Annotated in this window: 26 protein-coding genes; 15 read left to right on the forward strand and 11 right to left on the reverse strand. The window is 60.6% G+C overall.

The genetic code is table 11. From position 1 onward, the window contains the following. Positions 1–25 precede the first annotated feature (25 nt). From CRO46_RS18720 to hemP, 7 genes are all read right to left on the reverse strand, one after another. Positions 26–1,306, reverse strand: a complete 1,281-nt coding sequence (locus CRO46_RS18720) for a flavin-dependent oxidoreductase (RefSeq protein WP_097109316.1) — start codon at positions 1,304–1,306, stop codon at positions 26–28. Between the two features lie 80 nt (positions 1,307–1,386). Continuing rightward, positions 1,387–2,535: an NADH:flavin oxidoreductase/NADH oxidase gene (locus CRO46_RS18725; RefSeq protein ID WP_097109317.1), complete on the reverse strand. Its 1,149-nt coding sequence runs from the start codon at positions 2,533–2,535 to the stop codon at positions 1,387–1,389. A gap of 92 nt (positions 2,536–2,627) precedes the next feature. Continuing rightward, the gene (locus tag CRO46_RS18730) at positions 2,628–3,452 is read right to left on the reverse strand and encodes a heme ABC transporter ATP-binding protein (RefSeq protein ID WP_097109318.1); all 825 of its coding nucleotides are present in this window, start codon (positions 3,450–3,452) and stop codon (positions 2,628–2,630) included. A 1-nt stretch (position 3,453) separates the two neighbouring features. Continuing rightward, entirely contained in the window at positions 3,454–4,545 is a 1,092-nt protein-coding gene (locus CRO46_RS18735; protein ID WP_097109319.1) for a FecCD family ABC transporter permease, read from the reverse strand. Continuing rightward, complete coding sequence (locus tag CRO46_RS18740) at positions 4,535–5,446, reverse strand: heme/hemin ABC transporter substrate-binding protein (RefSeq protein WP_097109320.1); 912 nt, start codon at positions 5,444–5,446, stop codon at positions 4,535–4,537. The genes CRO46_RS18735 and CRO46_RS18740 overlap by 11 nt, the downstream gene beginning before the upstream one ends. Continuing rightward, complete coding sequence (locus CRO46_RS18745; protein ID WP_097109321.1) at positions 5,443–6,513, reverse strand: hemin-degrading factor; 1,071 nt, start codon at positions 6,511–6,513, stop codon at positions 5,443–5,445. Before CRO46_RS18745 ends, CRO46_RS18740 begins: the two co-directional genes overlap by 4 nt. A gap of 8 nt (positions 6,514–6,521) precedes the next feature. Further along, positions 6,522–6,710, reverse strand: coding sequence for a hemin uptake protein HemP (gene hemP / locus CRO46_RS18750; RefSeq protein WP_097109322.1), 189 nt, complete (start codon positions 6,708–6,710; stop codon positions 6,522–6,524). Between the two features lie 240 nt (positions 6,711–6,950). On the opposite strand from hemP, the gene CRO46_RS18755 reads away from it, so the two are divergent. The 8 genes from CRO46_RS18755 (at position 6,951) to CRO46_RS18790 (ending at position 13,101) form a co-directional block, all read left to right on the forward strand. Continuing rightward, a complete protein-coding gene (locus CRO46_RS18755; protein ID WP_097109323.1) occupies positions 6,951–9,056 on the forward strand; it encodes a TonB-dependent receptor domain-containing protein in 2,106 nt (701 codons plus the stop codon). 19 nt (positions 9,057–9,075) lie between these two features. Continuing rightward, complete coding sequence (locus CRO46_RS18760; RefSeq protein WP_097109324.1) at positions 9,076–9,516, forward strand: hypothetical protein; 441 nt, start codon at positions 9,076–9,078, stop codon at positions 9,514–9,516. Then, on the forward strand, positions 9,513–10,154 hold the full coding sequence (locus CRO46_RS18765) for a MotA/TolQ/ExbB proton channel family protein (protein ID WP_097109325.1): 642 nt from the start codon (positions 9,513–9,515) through the stop codon (positions 10,152–10,154). The genes CRO46_RS18760 and CRO46_RS18765 overlap by 4 nt, the downstream gene beginning before the upstream one ends. 31 nt (positions 10,155–10,185) lie before the next feature. After that, entirely contained in the window at positions 10,186–10,530 is a 345-nt protein-coding gene (locus CRO46_RS18770) for a biopolymer transporter ExbD (protein ID WP_179759122.1), read from the forward strand. Positions 10,531–10,538: 8 nt separating this feature from the next. Then, positions 10,539–10,943, forward strand: a complete 405-nt coding sequence (locus CRO46_RS18775) for an ExbD/TolR family protein (protein WP_097109327.1) — start codon at positions 10,539–10,541, stop codon at positions 10,941–10,943. After that, entirely contained in the window at positions 10,940–11,902 is a 963-nt protein-coding gene (locus tag CRO46_RS18780) for an energy transducer TonB family protein (protein WP_097109328.1), read from the forward strand. Before CRO46_RS18775 ends, CRO46_RS18780 begins: the two co-directional genes overlap by 4 nt. 195 nt (positions 11,903–12,097) lie before the next feature. Further along, entirely contained in the window at positions 12,098–12,412 is a 315-nt protein-coding gene (hmuQ, locus tag CRO46_RS18785) for a heme-degrading protein HmuQ (RefSeq protein ID WP_097109329.1), read from the forward strand. 326 nt (positions 12,413–12,738) lie between these two features. Next, positions 12,739–13,101 (forward strand): hypothetical protein, encoded by a 363-nt coding sequence (locus tag CRO46_RS18790; RefSeq protein WP_097109330.1) that lies wholly within the window; start codon positions 12,739–12,741, stop codon positions 13,099–13,101. Between the two features lie 47 nt (positions 13,102–13,148). Here the strand turns inward: CRO46_RS18790 and CRO46_RS18795 are convergent, their stop codons facing one another. Then, positions 13,149–13,943: a creatininase family protein gene (locus CRO46_RS18795; protein WP_097109331.1), complete on the reverse strand. Its 795-nt coding sequence runs from the start codon at positions 13,941–13,943 to the stop codon at positions 13,149–13,151. A gap of 19 nt (positions 13,944–13,962) precedes the next feature. Next, complete coding sequence (locus CRO46_RS18800) at positions 13,963–14,352, reverse strand: RidA family protein (RefSeq protein WP_097109332.1); 390 nt, start codon at positions 14,350–14,352, stop codon at positions 13,963–13,965. Positions 14,353–14,640: 288 nt separating this feature from the next. Between CRO46_RS18800 and CRO46_RS18805 the strand changes: the two genes are divergently transcribed. The 7 genes from CRO46_RS18805 to CRO46_RS18835 all read left to right on the forward strand — a co-directional run bounded on the left by CRO46_RS18805 (position 14,641) and on the right by CRO46_RS18835 (position 21,247). After that, a complete protein-coding gene (locus CRO46_RS18805) occupies positions 14,641–15,642 on the forward strand; it encodes an ABC transporter substrate-binding protein (RefSeq protein WP_244577963.1) in 1,002 nt (333 codons plus the stop codon). Between the two features lie 69 nt (positions 15,643–15,711). After that, complete coding sequence (locus CRO46_RS18810) at positions 15,712–16,497, forward strand: ABC transporter ATP-binding protein (RefSeq protein WP_097109334.1); 786 nt, start codon at positions 15,712–15,714, stop codon at positions 16,495–16,497. Further along, a complete protein-coding gene (locus tag CRO46_RS18815) occupies positions 16,484–17,338 on the forward strand; it encodes an ABC transporter permease (protein WP_097109335.1) in 855 nt (284 codons plus the stop codon). Before CRO46_RS18810 ends, CRO46_RS18815 begins: the two co-directional genes overlap by 14 nt. Beyond that, entirely contained in the window at positions 17,339–18,661 is a 1,323-nt protein-coding gene (locus CRO46_RS18820; protein WP_244577964.1) for a cytosine deaminase, read from the forward strand. 3 nt (positions 18,662–18,664) lie between these two features. Further along, positions 18,665–20,062, forward strand: a complete 1,398-nt coding sequence (locus tag CRO46_RS18825) for an FAD-binding oxidoreductase (protein WP_097109336.1) — start codon at positions 18,665–18,667, stop codon at positions 20,060–20,062. A gap of 10 nt (positions 20,063–20,072) precedes the next feature. Further along, the gene (locus CRO46_RS18830) at positions 20,073–20,654 is read left to right on the forward strand and encodes an NAD(P)H-dependent oxidoreductase (protein ID WP_097109337.1); all 582 of its coding nucleotides are present in this window, start codon (positions 20,073–20,075) and stop codon (positions 20,652–20,654) included. Beyond that, the gene (locus CRO46_RS18835) at positions 20,654–21,247 is read left to right on the forward strand and encodes an NAD(P)H-dependent oxidoreductase (protein WP_097109338.1); all 594 of its coding nucleotides are present in this window, start codon (positions 20,654–20,656) and stop codon (positions 21,245–21,247) included. The genes CRO46_RS18830 and CRO46_RS18835 overlap by 1 nt, the downstream gene beginning before the upstream one ends. Positions 21,248–21,252: 5 nt before the next feature. Here the strand turns inward: CRO46_RS18835 and maiA are convergent, their stop codons facing one another. Together maiA and CRO46_RS18845 are read right to left on the reverse strand one after the other, a co-directional pair. Continuing rightward, a complete protein-coding gene (gene maiA, locus CRO46_RS18840; RefSeq protein ID WP_097109339.1) occupies positions 21,253–21,894 on the reverse strand; it encodes a maleylacetoacetate isomerase in 642 nt (213 codons plus the stop codon). Positions 21,895–21,899: 5 nt separating this feature from the next. Next, complete coding sequence (locus CRO46_RS18845; protein WP_097109340.1) at positions 21,900–22,094, reverse strand: DUF2783 domain-containing protein; 195 nt, start codon at positions 22,092–22,094, stop codon at positions 21,900–21,902. Between the last annotated feature and the right edge of the window lies 1 nt (position 22,095).

Below are 22,095 nucleotides of genomic sequence, written 5' to 3' on the forward strand. Positions count from 1 at the left end.
ATCCGGCGGCTTGAGATGCCCGCACTCATTGCGGTTGGCTGCGGAGTGCAATCGTTGGCGGTGCCGTATTGAGCGTGTCGCGGGCAAACCCGGCAGCGGCCTTGTACTTGCCCATGAATTCGGCCCGTTCAGCCGCGGGAATGATGCTGTCGATATCGTCGAACTCGCCGCCGCAGCGCTCGTCAACCATGGTCAGCAGCCCGAACGGCCCCGCGCCCCGGTTGCACAGGATCAGCGCCGAAATCGGCTCGCACAATTCGGCATCGAACGCCGCGAGTGCTTCCGGGGACACGCCGTGCGCGAGCAACTTGGCCCCCAGAATGCGCGCGTCCATGATCGCCTGGCTGGCACCGTTCGAACCGGTCGGATACATCGCATGCGCGGCGTCGCCGATCAGCGCCACCGGCCCGTCCACCCAGGTCGGGACCGGGTCGCGGTCGATCATGGGGTTCTCGAAAGCAATGTCGGCACTGCGGATCAGCGCCGGCACATCCAGCCAGTCATAGGTCCAGTCCTCGAAATGATGGAGGAAATCGTCGATGCCGACCGGGCGGAACCAGCCCGTGGTCTCGCGCGCAGACGGATCGTCACAGGTGACCTCGGCAATCCAGTTGATCAGCGCCAATCCGGTTTCGGGATCCGGCGCCGATATCGGATAGATCACCATCCGGTGCCGGTGCGTGCCGAGCCCGATGAAGGAGGATCCGGTACGGATCGGCTTTGCAAGCGAAGTGCCGCGCCACATCAACACTCCGCCCCAGTGAATGGGCGGCTGATCGGGATGCATCTGCGCCCGGATAGCCGAATGGATCCCGTCCGCCCCGATCAGCAGGCTGCCGGTTTCCTGGAACTCGCCGGTCCTGGTTTCGAGCGTTGCGGTGACGCGGCCATCGGCATTGACCGCATAACCCTTGGCACGGCACCCGAGCCGGACCGCATCGGGACCTGCCAGCTCGAGCAGGCGACGGTAGAGCGCCATGTGAAATTCGCCCCGGTGCATGGCGTATTGCGGCCAGTTGTAACCCGCCAGCAGGCCGCGCGGTTCGGAATAGATCTCTTGGCCCTTTCTGCCGACCAGCGCCCACTCCTTCGCCGGCACCCCGATGGTGTCGAGTTCATCGGTGGTGAAGCCGAGATCGAGAAGTTCACGAACGGCGTTTGGCTGGATATTGATGCCGACGCCCAGTGGCTTGAGTTCGTTGACCGCTTCGAACACCACGCAGTCGACACCGATCTGGTGCAGGGTCAGCGCAAGAGCCAGCCCGCCAATGCCGCCGCCAGCGATCATCACCCTGTTGTCCGCCATCCAGAAAAGCTCCGTGTGTCTGGTGTTCTGTATACCGCTGCCCGCCTAAGCCAGAACGAACATTGCTGCAGGCAGCGGCATCAGTTTTTCGGCTGATAGAAATCCGAGGTTCTCTCGCGGCCTGCAAGCCACCAGCCGGCCTGCAGCGGCCAGGTCTCGAAAGCTGTGTCATGGCCCAGATGGCGTGCTGCGTGCTGCGCCCAGTTCGGGTCGACCAGCGCTTCACGGCCGATGGCGATCAGATCGGCCTGGCCGCCTTGGAGGATGGCTTCCGCCTGCTCGGCATGGGTGATCAGACCCACCGCCATGGTCTTCATGTCTACATCCTTGCGCACCCGCTCGGCATAGCCGACTTGATACCCGGGCTGGCGCTTCTGGCCGCCGCTCGCCGTTGCCGCTCCGGCGATGCCGCTGGACGAGCAATCCATGACATCGACACCGCGACGCTTGAGTTCGCCCGCGAGCACCACAGTGTCCTCCAATGTCCAGCCATCTGGCACCCCATCAACCGCGGAAGTTCTGAAGAACAGCGGCAGTTCCTCGGGCCAGACCGCACGGACCCTCTCGGCAATCTCCAGCGCCAGCTGCATTCGCCCGGCGAGATCTCCGCCGTACCGGTCTGTGCGCCGGTTCGACAATGGCGACAGGAAACTGTGCACCAGATAACCATGCGCGCCATGGATTTCTGCAATCCTGTAGCCCGCCAGAAGCGCCCGCCTTGCAGCAGCTTCGTAGTCGTCCAGCAGCGCGGCGATCTCTTCCACTGTCAACTCATGCGGTACCGGCCAGCCCTCTGCCACTGGAATGGCTGACGCCCCGACCGGCGTCCACGGCATGTCGCCGCGGGCAAAATCAGCCTCGTTGAGCGGGCCGTTGCCGTACCAGGGGCGCTGCATGCCCCCCTTCCGGCCGGCATGCCCGAGCTGGATTGCCGGAATGGCGCCGTGCCTGAGCGCAAATTGCGCAACCCTTGCATGGCCGGGTACCTGACTGTCGGTCCACAGGCCCGGGCAGCCATGGGTGATGCGGCCCTGTTTCTGCACGGCCGTGGCTTCGGTGAAGACGATCCCTGCCCCGCCGATGGCAAAGCGCCCGAGATGAGTCAGATGCCAGTCATCCATATGACCCTCATGCGCCGAATACTGGCACATCGGTGAAATCACCACCCGGTTGCGGGTGGTGATGCCGCGAAGGGTGAGCGGTTGAAACAGGTGAGGCGCTGCAGTCATGAGAGGTCCTTTTGTCATTCGCGCGGAAGCTATCGCGCGGTGACGCCGGGAGCAATCGTTCAACGCAAGGAATTGTCGAAGTGCAGCACCGTCTAACTCGAAACCGCCAGTTTTGGCGTAGGTATTCCCTGATGCGCTGCTTCGATCAGCGGCAAAACGAAGAAATCCATGCCGTGCGGCACCTGCCCGACGGCCATCGGGCAGCCATAGACAGTTTCCAGATTGTCCGGTGTCAGCACCTGCCGTGGTGCGCCGCAGGCGTGAACCCTGCCCTGATGCATCAACACCACATGGTCTGCATAATGCGCGGTCAGATTCAGATCGTGCAGGATCGCCACCACGCCGCCGCCGGCATCGGCATAGCGGCGGGCGATTTGCATGATCTGCAGCTGGTGCTTTATATCGAGGCTTGAGATCGGTTCATCCAGAAACAGGCAGCGCGGCATGCCCTCAAGCACCGGTTCCCAGACCTGCGCCAGCACCCGGGCGAGCTGAACCCGCTGCTGTTCGCCGCCGGAAAGCTCCTGATAAAGCCGTGCGCCATAGCCTTCCAAATCCACCGCTGCCAGTGCCTGCGCGATCCGTACCGAACCATTGGTTCCGGTCTGAATCCCCGTCGTCAGGCCGAGCCGGACAACCTCGTGCACGGTGAAGGGAAACGACAGATTGGCCGTTTGCGGCAGCACCCCGCGCAGGCTGGCGAGCTCGGCCGGACGCGCGCGGGCGATGTCGACGCCGTTAAGACGCACATCGCCCGAGAAGGCGATCTCGCCAGTCAGCGCGCGTAGCAGGGTTGTCTTGCCTGACCCGTTAGGACCGATGATGACGCTGAACTGGTTCCGCGATGCTTGCATGTCGATGCCGTGCAGGATTTCGCTTTTTCCCAGCCGCACGTAAATGTTTCTTGCCGTGAGCATGTCAGATATCCATCAATCCGCGTCTGCGCAGCAGGATCCACAAGAAGAACGGCGCACCGACGGTTGCCGTCACGATGCCGATCGGAAGTTCGGCCGGCGCCACGATCTGGCGCGCAACCGCATCGGCAAACAACAGCATGATCGCGCCGAGCAGCGCGCACGCAGGCAGCAGGTAGCGATGATCCGGCCCGATCGACAGCCGCAACAGATGCGGCACCACGATGCCGACAAAGCCGATGCCGCCTGACACCGCGACAGCCGCCCCGGTGGCCGCCGCGACCATGACGATGGCGACGCGCTTGAACACCTGGACGTGAATCCCGAGATGCTGCGCCGTTGCCTCGCCCAGTGTCATAGCGTTCAAGCCGCGCGCCATGAACGGAGCAAAGACCAGGATCGGCACGATGATCGGCGCCACCGCCAGCACTTTGGGCCAGGTCGCCCCGGCCACCGAACCCAGACCCCAGAAGGTCAGATCCCTCAGCTGCTCGTCATCGGCCCAGAAGACCAACAGGCCGATAAAGGCTCCAGCCATCGCACCGAGCGCGATGCCCGCAAGCAGCATGGTCGCAACCGAGGTGCGGCCATTGCTGGTGGAAATCCGGTAGAGCGCGAAGGTGAAAGCCAGCCCGCCGAGAAACGCTGCGAAGGGGACGTGGTAGATCCCGAAAAGTGCTGCCACCGGCGCCAACACGCTGCCGCCAAGCACGATGAAGGTCACCGCTCCCAGCCCCGCGCCCGCGGAAACGCCGACAATGCCCGGATCGGCCAGCGGATTGCGGAACAGCCCCTGCATGGTCGCCCCCGATACCGCCAGAGAGGCACCGATCATCATGCCGAGCAAGGTGCGCGGCATGCGGATATCGAGGATCACCACGCGCTCGACGGCGCTGACAAGGTCGTCCTGGCCTGTGAGCAATGCCCAGACGACCGACACAGCCGAGGTGTCGGTGGCGCCCGAAGCCAGGCTCAGCACGGCGGTGAGCAACAGGGTGACCGCCAGCACAAGAATGATCCGGCGCGCAAAAACCGACCGGTCGCCCGCATCCGACCCCGCCCGCTGTGTAGCAACCGCGTCGAGACTAATGCTCATGGCCGTAGAACGCGTCCGCCAGTTTCGAAATCGCCTCGCCCGTGCGTGGCCCGAACCCAAGCAACAACAGCCCGTCCATACGGATGATGCGTCCGTTCCTGACTGCCGGTGTCATCGAGAGCGCCGGGTGCGCCTCAAGCAGCGCGTTGGGTGATTGGTGATCTCCGGAGTCTCCACGCCCGTTCATCATCACGATGACTTCGGGCGCGGCCTCGATCACGGCTTCATTGCTGATCTGCTTGTAGCCGGAGAATTCGGTGATCACATTGTCGCCTCCGGCAAGCTCGACGATGTTGCCGGCGGCCGTGTTCTTGCCCGCCGCGTTGACCTTGTCGTCGGTCAGCGCCAGCACGAACATCACCTTGTGCCTGCGCTCGATGGAGGCGAGTTTCGCGCGGGCCCTGGCTATGTCGGCGGCGACCTTCTTCTTCAGGGCCTCGCCCTTCTCCGGCACACCCAGTTCTGCGGCGATGATGGCGATGTTTTCAGAGATCCCCGCGAGTGTGAAGTCATCGGCAACGTCGACCCAGCGGACACCGGTGCTTCTGAGCACTTCCACGGCCTCGGGCGGTCCATTGTTCTCGCGCGCCAGGATGAGATCCGGCTTGACCGACAGCACGCCCTCCGGTGACAGCGCACGGATATAGCCGACATCGGGCAGAGCGGTGGCTTCGGGCGGATAGCTGGAGGTCGAATCCCGGCCCACGAGCCGGTCCTGTTCGCCAAGCGCATAGACAATTTCGGTCACCGCGCCACCGATCGCCAGCACCCTTTTGGCCTCCGTGCCCTCGGCATGGGTCAAATACGTCGCAAGCGGCGAGGACAGCAGTGCAACGAGTGCGGACTGAAGCAGGAACCGGCGCTTGAGGCCGCGAGGCTTCTTCATCATCGTCTGTGTCATTGTGCTGGCTCCATGACCGGTGCGGACTCGGCCCGCGGCAGGGCCTGAACCAGCGCATCCCATTGCGCGACGGAGTCGGACAGATCGCCCCCGCGACGGTCGCCATTGATCAGGATGATCTGGTCATCGTTGTCGTCAAAGATCTCGATTGAATGGATGTCGCCGCTGCTGGTGGGTTTGCGCACCAGCCAGATCGCGGCAAAGCGGTCCTTGCGCAGATGCAGATGAAACCCGCTGTCCAGCACGTTAAGCCATGGGCCCACCTGTTTGATGTTGCGCACCGGACCCGAATGGATCTGGAGAATGCCGGGATTGCGGACGAAGGCCATGATCGGCACGCCCTGCGCAGCCAGTTGCTCAAACAACAGATCGGCTGCCTCGGAGGACAGAGGCTGCGCATAATCCTCGCCAACCAGGCGGATGGCGTCATGGCGCGAAATCTTGCTCTTGCGCAGCATGGACAGGAACTGGTGGGTGTCCTCCATCTTTGCCCAGCTCTCGCGCAGTGCCGCCAAAACTTCGGCGCTCGGCTGCGCGGCCGGCTTGCAGGCTGTCGCTTCCTTGAAGGCCGGGCCCAGCGTGTCCTTCTGCAGCCTTTGCCGGATCAGGTTCCATGTCTCCACGTCCGTCGCGTCCCGGGTGAACACCTTGTGGACGGCGTCGCCGCGGGCATCGAAGAACTGGAAGCTTTGCAGCGTGGAACCGTCGCCCATCGGATTGGTCACGTGATAGGCATGCTGCCAGTGCTTGGGAAAAATGCGCAGGTCAATGTCCTGTCCCAGCACCATCGAGGCATGTTTGCCGGCAGAATAATTCTCATACACCCCCGTCTTTTCATGCACTGCGTTGGCATTGCGCGAGAGCGCCATCACCACACCCGCATCCTTGAGCATGGGGAAAAAGACGTCGATCAAGGGTTCGATACGCTCGACATGGTCGCCGACGAAAGCGTCGAGGAATTCGGCTTCCGATATCCCCAGCTGATTAGCCAGGTCACGTTCACGCATCTTGGGATTGTCGCGACGTACGTTCTTGATCGCTGCCGCGTCGGGTTTTGTGCTGTTCATGCGCCTGCTCACTTGTTGAGTATCAATTTGCCCTGCTTGGTGATTTTCAAGCGGTAGAGGGCCCCATCATGCTCGATGGCAACCTCCCTGCTCTCACCGAACAGGTCCCGCGATTCGATCACACGATCGTCGTGGGGGGGCTCAAACTGGGGATTGGGCGCGCGGTGTGCGGCTGGATTCTTTTCCAAAGTCAACATCCATTTGTTGGCCTGGCTGGCAGCGAGCTGGCTTGGCGTGAATTGCTGTGCGAATTAACTTGACTAAAAAGCTCCAGATTTAGTAGTTGGTCTCTCGCATAAGCTGAGTGGAGATGTCAAGTTTGATGTTGGTGTCAAATTGAGACAGCACCACCAGGGGGGCAAGCAAGCGGTACGCCAGCCAGCCATTCAACAAAAAATGGATCAGGTAAGAGCGTTATGACTGCTATCAGAACAACCATGACTCGCACCGCGGTGACTTTGGCGCTGTGCACGACAACCGCCCTCACGGCGGTACCTGTGGCCCAGGCCCAGAAAGAATCCGAGCCGCAGACCGGCTTCACCTTGCTTCAGCGCCTTGTCATCGGGGCCGGCCGCGCCAAGGTGGCAACGGAAACGCCACAGGCTGTTACGGCCCTCGAACAGGAAAACATCGACGACAAGCAGGCCGCGACCGTCACCGACCTTCTCAAGGACATCCCCAATGTCAGCGTGGTCGGCGGCGCCAACCGTGCCCTCGGCCAGTCCTTCAACATCCGCGGTATCGGCAAGGGCGAATCGGCGTCGGACGAAGGCCGCATCCTGGTCAATGTCGACGGCGTGCCGCAGTTCTTCGAACAGTACCGCATGGGCGGGTTCTTCAACGACCCGGAACTTTTCGAGCGCGTCGAGGTGCTGCGTGGACCCGCATCGTCCACCCTTTACGGCTCTGGCGCCCTGGGCGGCGTCGTCAATTTCACCACCAAGGACGCATCGGACTTTCTGGCGGAAGGTGAACGCGGTTCGCTCAAGCTCAAGGGCAGCTACGATTCCAACCCCAATGGCTATCTGACAAGCGCCATTCTGGCGCTTCGGCTGAGCGATTATGCGGAAGTGCTGCTGACCGGCAATTACCGGACGGCAAACGCCTTTACCGATGGTGCGGGCAACGAGGTCCAGGGCTCCGAATTCACCACGCCGAACGGCCTGGCAAAGGGAACCTTCTATCTCGACGAGGCGAAGGAACGCAAAGTCCAGCTTAGCTACAGCCACTTCAACAGCGACCAGGATAACCAGGCCTATTCCCAGCTTCAGCCTACCGGCTTCTTTGGAACCGTCGACCGGGTGGTCAACAACCGCCAGGCACAGATCTCCTACGAAGACGCGGCGACCGACAACCCGTGGCTGGATCTCAAGGTCACGCTCTCCTACAACGACATCACCAACAAGCAGACGAACGCATCGCTGGGGGCGTCCAGCTCGATCGGTCAGGATTCGACCTATGGCTACGAGAGCTACCAGTTGCTGGCCCAGAACACCTTTGAGTGGAGCGGCGATAGCTACGAAAACTATCTCACCGTAGGCGGCCAGCTGATCCGTCAGAACCGCACCACCGGCACCGCCACCCCTCTCGGTCATCACCCGGAAGGGACCGACTCTCAGGCCGGGATCTTTGTCCAGAACGAGTTCATCTGGAACGACCGCCTGACGCTCATTCCGGGTGTGCGCCTCGACTACCAGAAGCTGAGCAGTGCCGATTCAGTCAGCACTCTCAACGGCGGTGCAACCCCCGGTGACAAGTCGGACACCGCGTTCTCTCCGAAACTGGCGGCGCTCTACAAGTTCAGCGACAAATTCTCGGTCTTCGGCTCATACGCCCACACCGCAAGATTCCCCTCCATCGACGAGATCTATTCCAACGATTACGGCGCCGGTGTCAGGCCAAATTACAGCCTTGGTCTGAAAAAGGAGAAGTCCAACAACTATGAAATGGGCTTCGTCGTCACGACCAACAACCTGGTCCAGGAAGGCGACAGCTTCGATTTCAAGACCACGGCATTTTACAACAAGATCAACGATCTCATCGTCCGCCAGCGCAACATGTATCCGCAATATGTCAATGTCGGCCAGGCGGAGATCTACGGTCTGGAGTACGAGGCTGGCTACGAAAGCTACAACTTCTTTGCCGATGCGGGCCTCGGTCTGACCGTCGGCAACGATCTGACTAACAACACCGCCCTGACGGAAGTTGCACCGGCCGAAATCAACATCGGTGCAGGTTACCGGCTGCCCAATCGCGGCGTGACCTTCGGCTGGGAAGGCCGCTTCGTGTTCGCAAAAACCCGGGTCCCGACCCCAACGGCGGCCACCACCGATTTCGCCGCAGAAGCGCTCAGGCGCGCGTCGTTCAACACCCACGATCTCTACGTCAACTGGCGCCCGGAACAGGACAGCCAGTTCAATGGCTGGGAAGCATCGTTCCGTGTCGAAAACGTCTTTGACACCAAGTATCGCGACTTCCTGTCTAACGACAACGGCAAGGGCCGGACCTTCAAGGTCACCCTGGCCAAGCAGTTCGGCTGGTAACACCCAAGGAGACCAAGAAATGGCATTCGCAAGCCCAAAACCTGTAATTCTGTCACTCGTTCTCGGGCTTTCGCTTGCCGCGACGGCTGCCTCCGCGCAAGACCAGAGCCAGCCGTCGCTTTCCATCGATCTGAATGCACTCGAACAGGTCGAGCAAGCCTGCCGGCTGGTCTTCGTCGCAAGCAACAAGACCGGTGCATCGATCGAGCAAATGTCACTCGAAACCGTGTTGTTCGACGCTGAGGGAACGGTCGACCGTTTTGCCCTGTTCGACTTCAAGGACCTGCCCGTCGGCAAGACCCGGGTCCGCCAGTTCGATCTGCCCGAGACCCGGTGCGGCGCCATCGGACGGATCCTGATCAACGGTGCGGCTTCGTGTAAGGGCCCGTCCTTCAAGGGCATCGAGTGCATCGAACACCTTGAACTCAAGAGCTCCTCCAGGACGGAGATTGTCGGATGACCCTGTTTGAAAACCCCATCGCCCAGATCCAGCAGTTCGTCGATATCGGCGGCCCCGTGGTCGTGCTTCTGCTCATACTTTCGGTCATCGCCCTGTCGGTAGCCCTGTTCAAGCTGTGGCAGTTCAAATCGCTCAGGCTGGGCACCGAGAAAGGGCTTCACACCATCATCTCGCTGGCCGTCCGGCTCAAGCGCCAGCATGCCGGCCGCTCGCCGAGCCGCGGTGATCTCGAGGATGTGCTGGCAGTCGCCGCCAATGCACAGATCAAGCAGCTGCAGCGCGGTTTCCGGGTTCTCGACACCATCGCCCAGATTGCTCCACTGATCGGCCTGTTCGGCACCGTGCTTGGCATGATCACGGCGTTCCAGGCCTTGCAGCAGTCCGGCAACAGCGTCGATCCATCGATCCTCGCCGGCGGCATCTGGGTTGCGCTGCTGACGACGGCAGTCGGCCTTGCGGTGGCCATGCCCACCAGCATTGCGCTGACCTATTTCGAAAGCCGGGTCGAGCGGCACCAGACAGCCATCGAGGCAGCTGTGACACGCATTCTCAATCCGGTGGCTCAGGCTGCCTTCGAGGAGGTTCAAGGCCACGCACCCAAGGCAGGCGCGTGGCCTGTTCCCGCCGATGCGGCTTGAATCCACCGGCTTTTGGCGGCGTCCGGTTTCCATGACGTCGCTCATCGACGTGATATTCCTGCTCTTGCTGTTCTTCATGCTCACTTCCACCTTTTCCAAGTTTGCGGATGTTGAACTGGGTGCATCGGGCGGGCAGAGCGCCTCCGCGCAAACAATGGTGCCGGCTTTTGTGAAACTCGCGGCAGACCGTGTCCTGCTCAATGGCATGGAGTTCGAAAAGGACGCGCTTGTAGACGAAATCGAACGCCTGCAGGCCTCCAGCCGTGTCAATGCCATCCTCATGTCGGTGGACGAAGCAGCCAACGCCCAGCAGCTCGTCGACATGTTGCTGATCCTGCGCAGACTGCCCGGCATCGACGTTCAGATTGTGCGATAGGTCTACGGATGCGCTTTTTACCGAAATCGCCGAAGCGCTCGAAGCCCGAGCCAACGATAGCGCTTATCAACATCGTTTTCCTGATGTTGATTTTCTTCATCGTCGCAGCCCAGATCGCGCCGCCGCTCGAGGGGGATCTCAACCTGGTTTCCACCGCGGACCTGGAGAACCGCGAACCGCCCGACGCGCTCGTGGTGATGCCCGATGGCCTGATGCAATACCGCGGCGCGCTGGTGACGCCGGCCCATTACGTCATCATCAAGCAGGAATCCGCGCCCGAAGGTCTCAAGACTATCCGGCTGGTGCCGGATCGCGACTTGGCGGCCGTCAAGCTTATCGAAATCGGCAATGAATTGCGCGGCCTCGGTGCCGAGAAGATCATGCTCGTGACCGAACAGGGGCTAGCCCGGTGATCACGTCGGCCTCCAGATTGCGCGTGGCTGCGGTCGTGGCAGTGCTCGCATCGTCATTGCTGCATGTCGGCGCCATGGCCATTGCACCGCAAATTTCCACCGAGGTCAGCATCGCAGGCAGCAAAACCGAGCAGTCTGCGGCGCTCGGAAGCAATTTTGCTGACCTGGTCAAGGCCGGCGATGAACTCTCGCCTTTGCAGACCGACCAGACCGAATTCAGCGAACCGGTCGCCACACCACCGGTCAAGCCCGTCGAAACCAGTGCTGTCGAGCCGGTCTCACCGGCCTCCCAAGCGGCGGTCCCGGCACCTGAATTCAGGGTCGAACCCTCCCAGGCAGAGGGGCTGGTCCCGCCTGCCGCGCCTGAGAAGCTGGAAGCAGTCAAACCTGAAGCCGCCGCTGTGCAATCGCCGGCAGAGCGATCTAAGGCGGTGGATCCCGAACCGGCACAAGCCATAAAGCCGGTCGAGACGGCAGAGACGGTGACGCCGCTCGAAGAGCTCAAAAACATTCCCACACCGGTCGCCAAGCCAAGGCAGAAGCCGCGTGAAAAGCCAAAGAAGACGAGCGCCGGCACGCGTAAGGCGAAATCCAATGTCAAAAACAAGTCCGGAAAGCAGGACGGGCAGAAGAGCGCAAAGGCCGCCATGAGCGGCAAGAGCATCGAGAAATCCGCTTTCCTGAATGCCGGCAATGCCGCAGCCTCCAACTATGCGGGCAAGGTCTACGCCAGGATCGCCCGCACACGGCAGCGAAATGCCGGCGGCAGGGGCGTGGTGCAGGTCCGGTTCAATGTCTCCCCCAGCGGCCAGGCGGTACGCATTTCGGTCGCCAGAAGCTCCGGCAACGCACGGGTCGACAGTGCGGCGGTTGCCCATGTCAAACGCGCTTCGCCCTTCCCCAAACCACCCTCCGGGGCGCAGACGCGCTTCGTCATTCCCATCGAGTTCAGGAGATAAGCAGCATCCAGGTCAGATGTCCGGTTCCGTCTGCACAGGCTTGCCCGCAAACAAACGCCTGACGACCATCTGACAAGTCCAGACAATCAACCAAGAAGAGATGACGAAAACATCTTCAGCCCCATTAGCCCCGAAGTCGTCTATCATCCGGGCACTTCGACTATCGACACGGCGAGACACCAAGGAGACCAGCCTATGTATATTGCAATGAACCGTTTCATCATCAATGAGGGCCACGAAAGCGCATTTGAAGACGTCTGGCGCAACCGCGACTCCAGCCTCAAGCAGGTGCCCGGCTTTCGGACATTCCACCTGCTCAAGGGTCCCAGGAACGAGGAAACCGGACAGACCCTGTACGCGTCGCACACCGTCTGGGAAACGCACGAGAATTTCGTCGACTGGACAAAATCGGAAAATTTCCGCAACGCGCACAAGAATGCCGGCTACAACAAGGGAATGTATGCCGGCCACCCCAATTTCGAAGGCTTCGAATCCGTTCTCGACGCATGAAGGGTTTCACACACGCGTGCCGATGGCCGGAGCGTACCACGCCCGGCCATTGGCGCATTGTGCTGTCGGCAACACCTGTCGAATGCAGTCAATCAGGCCCAAAAATCTACCTGGTACTCCGATCAGGCGAGAAAACCAGCGGCCGGCCGAAGCTCTTCTGGTGTAGACAACAGCTGGTGTGCGTACTCTTTTTGCCAGTCTGGTAGGTGATTTTATTCAGCCGCAAGGCCAACCCATCGATATCTAATGAATTATACAATGCTTATTTAGCTTCCTTGGCGCAAAACTGTTACTTTGCTGCCAGCGGCTAAGTGAGGAATACCGCCATGAAGCCGAAGAATTACCTGCTGACCCGGTCGGGTGAAGAGCTCAAGGAAACCCGGCGCGTTTACCCTCGCCGAGACGCAAACTGCCCTGTCATCGCCCGCGTCCGACAGCGTGGGCGGGAAGAACAGGTATCCGTGCCCTGCTGGTTGGTCAATCTGTGTGAAGAAGGCTGCATGCTGACATCCGATCATTTCCCACGCAAGATCGACGAGGTCCACCTCACCATTCCTGGCATCAGCACCCCGGTCCGTGGCAGGATCAGCTCCCAGGGTAAATTCACCATCAATGTGCGATTTGCCAAACTTCTAAAGGTTCAAACCGTCGACGTGGTGGCCCGCATCAAGACGATTCCGAAGCCCTAGGTGTCCAAAACGAAATCATCCGCCGAGGCGAACTTTAACGAGAATGCTCACGCCAGCCAGTCATCGAGCTTGGCGGAGCGGACATCGGACATCAGCTTGATAAAGCCCCTGGCCTGGTGCTGCGCGGTCGCTTCGCCTTTTTGCGCGGTCGCCAGTGCTGCCTCGCCGACTGCACCCGCGGCATTGAGATCGCTGGCAATCCAGGCAAAGGCATGTGTTCCGGTGTGGCGGAGAAGGTCGAACTCGGTTTCTGCCCGTGTCACGGCAGAGACGAAGGACTCTGCCTTGTCCATTGCGACTAGATCTCCGCGAAAATGCAGCATCAGGGAGGTTTCGACGTCGCCGCCATGGATGCCGTAGGATGTCTCGGTCTCGCTGTAGAGACCGGCTGGCAGACCGAACCGCATCCAGGAGGTCTTGACCGCCAACATGCGCGCCCTCACCCGCAATTCGCGCGCGACGATACCCATGATCTCTTCATTGCCGCCGTGTGAATTGACCAGCACCACCTTGCGGATGCCGGCGCGGGCGATCGAATGGCCCAGTTCGACCCAGTGATCGATCAGGGTCGTCGCCGGTATGGTCAGCGTACCGGCGGCATGCTGATGCTCGTTGGACTTGCCGACACACTGGATCGGCAGGATCCGGATATCGAGATCGTCAGGTACGTTCTCGATCACCGTCTCGAGCATGCCCTGCATGATGGAACTATCTGTCGAGACCGGCAGATGCGGCCCGTGCTGCTCGATGGCGGCAATCGGAAGCACGGCAATTGTCCGTTCCGGATCAAGTCTCTGGAACTCCTCGGTCGTGAAATCGCCCCACCAAATTTTTCGTGCCATCACAATGTTCCTTCAAATTTCAGTCCGGCGTTGCGGCAATCACTTCGATCTCAACCTTGAACGCTTCGCGCGCGAAACCGGAAACGATCATCAGCGTGGAAGCCGGCGCAGGATCGCCGAACAACTGGTCCCTGACCTTCATGTAACCGGGCAAATGGGCCCGATCCGTGACAAAGGCGTTGATCCGCACGATATCCTTGAGCTGCATGCCCGCGGCGTTCAGAACAGCCTCGACATTCCTGAAGCACAGCTCGGTTTGCTCTTCTGCACTCTCAGGAATATGGTCGTCGGGGGTGATCGACAATTGTCCGGAACACAGCACCAGCCGGTGTCCGGAAGGCACTTCCACGCCGTGGCTGTAACGGGCAAACGGAGCCCGGATGGATTTGGGCGTATGATACTTCATCAATCTGTCCCGGCATGAAGTTCGGTCGCGCCCATTAAACCCACAAAGTTCGCGCCGTCTATTCCAAACCGGTTCGCAATAGTCCAATCTTCTGCTTGCCGACCGGCAAAGTCACATTATTGGGCATTGTGGTCGCATATGAGGCAGTTTGGAATTGGAGGCGGAACGTCTGCACCGCAACCGCGCGGCGCGCCGGTTTGAGCCTCTTCTGGCATGGCAATTGCAGGATTGGTTAGTTGGCAAAATCAATGGGGTGACCCAATACCCCGATCAAACCAAGGGATGGTGCACATGACGCTTCTTCTTCGCTCATCGGCCGCTTTAACGGGCATTTTGGCTCTTGGCTCGCAGGCACTCGCCTCTGAATCGGTGACTTTTGGCACCAACTGGCTGGCCCAGCCCGAGCACGGCGGTTTCTATCAAGCTGTGGCCGATGGCACCTATGCGGACTGCGGACTCGATGTGACCATTGCCCAGGGTGGCCCGCAGGTGAACAACCGCGCACTGCTCCTCGCCGGCAAGATCGAGTTCCACATGGGCGGCAATATGCTCGAGGCATTCTCGGCGGTTGAACAGAACATTCCGGTTAAGGTGGTCGCGGCGTCCTTCCAGAAAGAGCCGCAGGTGCTCATGACCCATCCCGGTCAGGGCCTCGACACCTGGGAAGAGCTCAAGAACGCCGAGCAGTTCATTCTCGGTGACGCCGGCTTCCAGAGTTACTACCAGTACATGATCACCGAATTTGGTTTCGATGCATCCAAGCGGGTTCCCTATACCTTCAACCCTGCTCCCTTTATTGCCAACCCGAAATCCACCCAGCAGGGTTACATCACCTCGGAACCCTTCGCCGTCGAACGTGAAGGCGGTTTCAAGCCCAACCTGTTTCTGGTCGCAGATCACGGCTTTGACACCTACTCGACCACCATCGAAACCATGCAGGCGACAATCGACGAAAAGCCCGAAGTGGTGAAATGTTTCGTCGAGGGGTCCATCAAGGGCTGGTACAATTACCTCTATGGCGACAATGCCGCCGCCAATGCGCTGATCCAGAAAGACAATCCGGATATGAGCGATGAACAGATCGCCTTTTCGATCGGCAAGCTCAAGGAATACGGCATCGTCGATTCCGGTGACACGGAGACCATGGGCATCGGTGCCATGACCGACGAACGGATGCAGAGCTTCTACGACAAGATGGTCAAGTCCGGCGTCGCCAAGGAAGGCATCGACATCAAGGCCTCCTATACGCTCGACTATGTCAACAATGGCCTTGGCCTCGAGCTGAAAAACTAATGCACTTTCCCGCCCGGACGGCAGCCTTCCGGGCGGATCTTTGTGATCACCTTTAGTTTCTGGATACCCATGCCCGACCGGACAAGCCCCTTCCTGATTCTGCAATCAATCGGCAAGACCTTCGCATCCGGCGTCACGGCGCTGGAAAATGTCAATCTGACGGTCAATGAAGGCGACTTCATGAGCCTTCTCGGCCCGTCGGGCTGCGGCAAATCCACGGCACTGAGGATCATTGCCGGCCTGTCGTCACCGACATCCGGCGTGGTCGATTGGCGCGGTGCACCGCTTCAGCAGAACGACATCGGTTTCGTCTTCCAGGAACCGACCTTGCTGCCCTGGGCCAGCGTCTACGACAATGTCTGGGTGCCGTTGCGGCTCCGCGGCGTGTCGCGAAAACAGGCCGAACCGCAAATCGCGGAAGTGCTCGAACGGGTGCATCTGACCGGGTTCGAGGACGCCGTGCCGCGGGAGCTTTCCGGCGGCATGAAGATGCGCGTTTCCATAGCCCGCGGCCTGGTCACCAGGCCACGCATCCTGTTGATGGATGAGCCCTTCGCGGCGCTTGACGAGATCACCCGCTTCAAGCTCAACAACGATATTCTCGAACTCTGGCAGGAACGCGGCTTTACTGTCCTGTTTGTCACGCACTCGGTCTTCGAGAGCGTTTTCCTCTCAAACCGCATCACCGTGATGGCCGCCCATCCCGGCCGGGTGTTCGACCAGCTCCCAATCGACGCGCCCTATCCGCGCGACGCAGCTTTCCGCACTTCGGCACAATATGCCGAACTGTGCCGCAACACGTCCGACACGCTGTCGCGGGCCATGGGAATGGAGACTGCCGATGCCGTCCATTGAAGTCGCCCAACCCATTGTCATCGATGCCGACGAAGCCCGCCGGATAAGACGGCGCAAGATCGAGCGCACCGGCAGCTGGTTGCTGCCGCTGATCATCATGGTTGCGGCCATTGCGCTGTGGGACCGGATCTGCGTCTGGAACGGTATCCCGCAATATATCCTGCCGCGCCCCGGCGTGGTTCTGACCACCATGATCGAGGATGCGGGCCTGCTCTTTTCCTCGCTTCTGGTCACGCTCAGGATCACGGTACTGTCGCTCGCCCTCGCCGTCATTGGCGGCGTCGGACTGTCGGTTCTGTTCACGCAGTCCCGTTTCATCGAAATGAGCCTGTTCCCTTTTGCGATCGTGCTTCAGGTCACCCCGATCGTGGCGATCTTCCCGCTGATCAACATCTATGTCGACGACCAGACCACCAAGCTGCTGCTCTGCGCCTGGATCGTGGCCTTCTTCCCGATCCTGTCCAACACCACGCTGGGGCTGAATTCGGTTGACCGCAATCTGATCGACTATTTCAGGCTCAATGGTGCCAGCCGCTGGCAGACCCTTTGGCACCTCAGGTTGCCCGCCGCCATGCCCTATTTTCTGGGTGGATTGAAGATCGCCGGCGGTTTGGCGCTCATCGGTGCCGTGGTCGCCGAATTCGTTGCCGGCACCGCCGGCCAGTCCTCCGGCCTTGCCTCGCGCATCATCGAGGCCGGCTACCGGCTCAATGCGCCAAGGCTGTTTGCAGCACTGATCCTGATCTCGCTCACCGGCATCATCATCTTTCTGCTGCTCTCGTGGATATCCCACCTCGCGCTGCATCGCTGGCACGAGAGCGCGCTGAAGCAGGAGCAGTAAGTGACACAGCCCCCCATCGCCCTTCCCGCTTCCGGGTCCTATACACTCGCCAATCTCAGGCTGCACCGATCCCACCTGGACAAGACCGCCGGTTTTGCCTTCGGCAGCGAAGGCTTTGCGCTTGCGTCGGTCACCGTTGCAGACGGCAAGATCACGGCCATTGATCCAGGATCCGGCATGGTCGATGCACCCGATCCGATCGATTGCAGGGGCGCCATTGCATTCCCGGCATTCGTGGATTGCCACACCCATATCGACAAGGGCCACATCTGGGGCCGCAAGCCCAACCCCGACGGCAGCTTTGATGGCGCACTGACTGCGGTCGGCGAGGACCGCGAGGCCAACTGGTCAGCACATGATGTCGAGCGCCGCATGGAGTTTTCGCTGCAATGTGCCTATGCCCACGGAACCAGGGCGCTGCGCACGCATCTCGATTCCCTGCCGCCGCAGGAAGACATCTCGTGGCCGGTTTTCGAGTCCATTCGGGAGCGCTGGAAAGGCCGCATCGAGTTGCAGGCTGCCTGCCTGTTCGGCATCGATCAGGCACGGGACGAGGCCTGGTTCAACCGGCTGGCGCATCTGGTGGCCCGGCATCGCGGTATCCTCGGTGCCGTCACCTACATTGTGCCAGATCTCGACGCATTGCTGGACCGCATGTTCACCGCGGCCGTGGAGTTCGGCCTCGATCTGGATTTTCATGCCGATGAGACCGATGACATCAACGCCGTTTCGCTGGATCGTATCGCAGACACTGCATTGAGACACGGGTTTGAGGGCAAGATCCTCGTCGGCCATTGCTGCTCGCTGGCACGCCAGCCTGATGACATGATCAAGGCGACCCTCGACAAGGTGGCTCGCGCGGGCCTCTCGGTCGTCTCCCTGCCGATGTGCAACATGTATCTGCAGGACCGGCGTACGGACAGAACTACGCCACGCTGGCGCGGCGTCACGCTGCTGCACGAGATGGCCGAGCGCGGCATCAATGTCTGCATTGCCTCCGACAACACCCGAGATCCCTTCTATGCCTATGGTGATCTTGATGTGCTCGAAGTCTACCGCGAATCCACCCGCATCCTGCACTTCGATCATCCGGTCGGCGCCTGGCCTGCGACCGTCGCCGCCAACCCGGCCAAAGCCATGGGCCTTGCCGATCCAGGCATCCTGAAACCCGGCGCCGCTGCGGATCTCATCCTGTTTCGCGGCCGCAGCCTGACCGAACTTCTCTCTCGCCCCGAAAGCCGCCGAACACTTATCCGTGCAGGAAAGCTCATTGACGCGACTGTCCCCGATTACCAAGACCTAGATGATTTGATGGAGCCCTGAGCCATGGACATGACCGCCCTGATCGCCGACCTGGTGGGCATCCGCCTCGAGCAGAACGACAAGATCATTCAGCAGAAAAGCCGGGATTTCTACTGGTACTCGCCGGTGCTCAAGCGCCAGCTCGACCATGTGACTGGCGATCTGGTGGCTTCGCCCAGGACCGAAGAGGAGCTGATCCGCGTCCTCAAGGCCTGTTACGCCCACGACATCCCTGTCACCCCGCGCGGCACCGGCACCGGCAATTACGGCCAGGCCATGCCACTGTCCGGCGGGCTTGTTCTCAGCCTCGCCGACATGAATGAAATCAGGGAGATCTCGCCTGGCCGGGTGATCTGCGGCCCAGGCGTCATCTGTTCCGACCTCGACAAGGCAACGCGGGCGCATTCTTCTCAGGAAATGAGAATGCACCCCTCGACCTATCACACCGCGACCGTCGGCGGCTTTATCGCCGGCGGTTCGGGCGGTGTCGGCTCGATCAACTGGGGCGGTCTGCGCGATTTCGGCAATGTCATCCGGCTGCGCGTCGTCACCATGGAGGAAGAGCCGCAGATCTTGGAACTCACCGGCGAGGATCTGCACAAGGTTACCCATGCATATGGGACCAATGGCATCATCACCGAGGTCGAAATGCCCCTGGCGCCTGCCTATGACTGGGTCGACGCAATCGTCGGCTTCGACAGTTTCGATGACGCAACACTCTATGCCAATGCGCTGGCGCGTCAGGACGGCATCCTGACCAAGCTGATCACGGTGGTGGCAGCGCCCTGTCCGTTCGACTATTTCAAGCGCCACCAAAAATTCCTCACCGAAGGCCAGAGCGTGGTTCTGGTCATGGTCGCACCGCACAGCCATGACGCCTTCAAGGCCTTTACCGCCAGGCACAGCGGCGAAGTCGTGTTCGATGCGAGCATGGTGGAAGACCTCAAGGGCCTGCCGCCGGTGTTCGAACTCGCCTGGAACCATACCACCTTGCGGGCCCTTCGGGTCGATCCGGCCTGGACCTATCTGCAGTCGCTCTACCCCTTCCCCAACCAGATCGAACTTGCGGCCAAGATGGAACGGATGTTCCCGGGCGAGATGATCTCGCATCTCGAATTTGTCCGTTTTGACGGCGACATCACCTGTTTCGGTCTGCCGCTGATCCGCTTCACCACCGAAGAACGGCTCGATGAAATCGTCGAGCTGCATCACGCGAACGGCTGCCCGGTGTTCAATCCGCACCGCTTCACCCTTGAAGAAGGCGGCATGAAGCAGACCGATGAGATCCAGCTTGCATTCAAGCGCCAGGCCGACCCCAAAGGCCTGCTCAATCCGGGCAAGATGATTGCCTGGGATGATCCGGACTATGATTTTGGCTCTGGAGAGACATGGTTGTTCAAGGGCTTGAAGCAGGCAAGCTGAGGCCCAGTCCATGCGCATTCTCGTGGTCCACGCCCATCCCGTCGCTGCCAGTTTCAATGCCAGCCTGTTTCGCCTCACCGTCGAACGGCTTGCTGCAAACGGTCATCGGGTCGATGCCATTGATCTCTATCAGGAAGGTTTTGACCCGGTCATGAGCGAGACCGAGCGGTTGAGTTACCATGATCTCGAAACCAACCGGAAACCGGTCGAGAGCCATGTCGACCGGCTGCTCGCAGCCGAAGCCCTGGTGCTGGTCTATCCGGTCTGGAACTACGGCTTTCCGGCCATCCTCAAGGGCTGGTTTGATCGGGTGTTCCTGCCCGGCGTGTCCTTCGGACTGGTCGATGGCAAGGTCCGCCCGACTTTGCACAACATCGGCCGGCTCCTGGTCGTCACCTCCTATGGCGGTTCCCGGTTCCGCTCCTGGCTGATGGGCGACCCTCCGCGCAAGATCGCCAACCGCATGCTGCGCGCCACCGTCAGGCCCGGCGCGCCTGTTACTTACCTCGCCCATTATGACATGAACCTATCCACTGAGCAGACACGGCAATCTTTCATGTCCAGAGTGGAAAGAGCCTTGGACAAATTCTGATGCGTATTCTTCTGATCTATTGCCACCCGGTGCCCGAAAGTTTCTGCGCCGCAATTAGTGACACTGCCGTCAAAACCCTTGAAAAAACTGGCCACGAGGTCGATTTGCTGGATCTTTATGCCGAGGGTTTCGACCCCGTGATGCGGGCTGATGAACGCCGCCGCTACAACGGGATGCAGCGCACCGATCATCCCTGCCCGGACCATGCCGAACGGCTTGAGGCGGCCGAAGGTTTGCTGTTTGTCTATCCAACCTGGTGGTACGGGCTGCCGGCCATGCTCAAGGGCTGGCTCGACCGGGTCTGGACACCGGAACTGACCTTTCAGATCCCCGATGGCCCCGGCCCGATCAAGCCGCTGATGACCCATATCAACCTGCTTGGCGTGATCACCACCTGTGGCGCACCGCGCTGGTGGTCCTATCTGGTCGCACACCCGGGCAAACGCACCATCCTGCGCGGCATGCGGGCGCTGTGCGGCAAGTCCTGCAAGCGGCTGTTCATGGCCCATTACCTGATGGACAAATCGACACCGGAAAGCCGCGCCACCTATCTGGCCGCGGTGGAAAAACGGCTTGCCAGAATCAGGGGCTGAGGCGCTCAGAAATTGTTGTTGTCCGGATGCGCTCTGACAAAGGCCGTCAGCTGATCGCAGGCCTCGCGGACCGCTCGGATCCTCGGCATCGCCGACAGGTCGATGCCCCAGCGCTCGGCATTGTAGATCTGCGGCATCAGGCAGACATCGGCGAGCCCCGGCGTGTCGCCGTGACAAAACTTGCCGCTCTTTTCTTTGGTCAGCATAGCCTCGAATGCCGTCAGCCCCTGGGAGATGAAATGCTGCATCCAGTCCGAGCGCGCCTCGGCGCCACCGCCGGTGATCTCCATCACATGGGCCACGACCGAAAGATTGCACACCGGGTGAATATCCATGGCGATAGCATGGGCCAACGCCCGCACCCGTGCCCGCCCCGGCAGGTCGTCTGGCAACAGCGGCAGGCCCCTTGTCTCGATCAGATACTCGATGATTGCCAGCGACTGCGTCAGCATCTGGCCGTCAATTTCAAGCGCCGGAACAAAGCCTTGCGGGTTGCGCTCGAGATGCGGCGCGGCGCGATGACTGCCATCGAGCAGATTGATCACCACCGGTGTGTAGTCGATGCCGGCAAGGTTGAGCGCGATGCGTACCCGATAGCTCGCCGAAGAACGCCAATAGTCATAAAGAACCGGTTTCTGTTCTGCCATCTGGTTCAGTCCTTCCGCCTAGCCGCCTGCAGGGCCTCCGACAACACCTGCCGGTCGCCGATATGGTTTGCCAGGAGCAGGATCAGCCGCGCGTTGAGCGCATCGCTCTCCGCCTTGCTCAGCCCTTCATGCACCGCAAGCAACTCGGCATAGAATTCGTCCGGGGACTTGATATTGGCCTTGGTGTTGAGAGAATTCATC

It is taken from the genome of Parahoeflea halophila (assembly GCF_900220985.1).
Taxonomy (GTDB): domain Bacteria; phylum Pseudomonadota; class Alphaproteobacteria; order Rhizobiales; family Rhizobiaceae; genus Hoeflea; species Hoeflea halophila.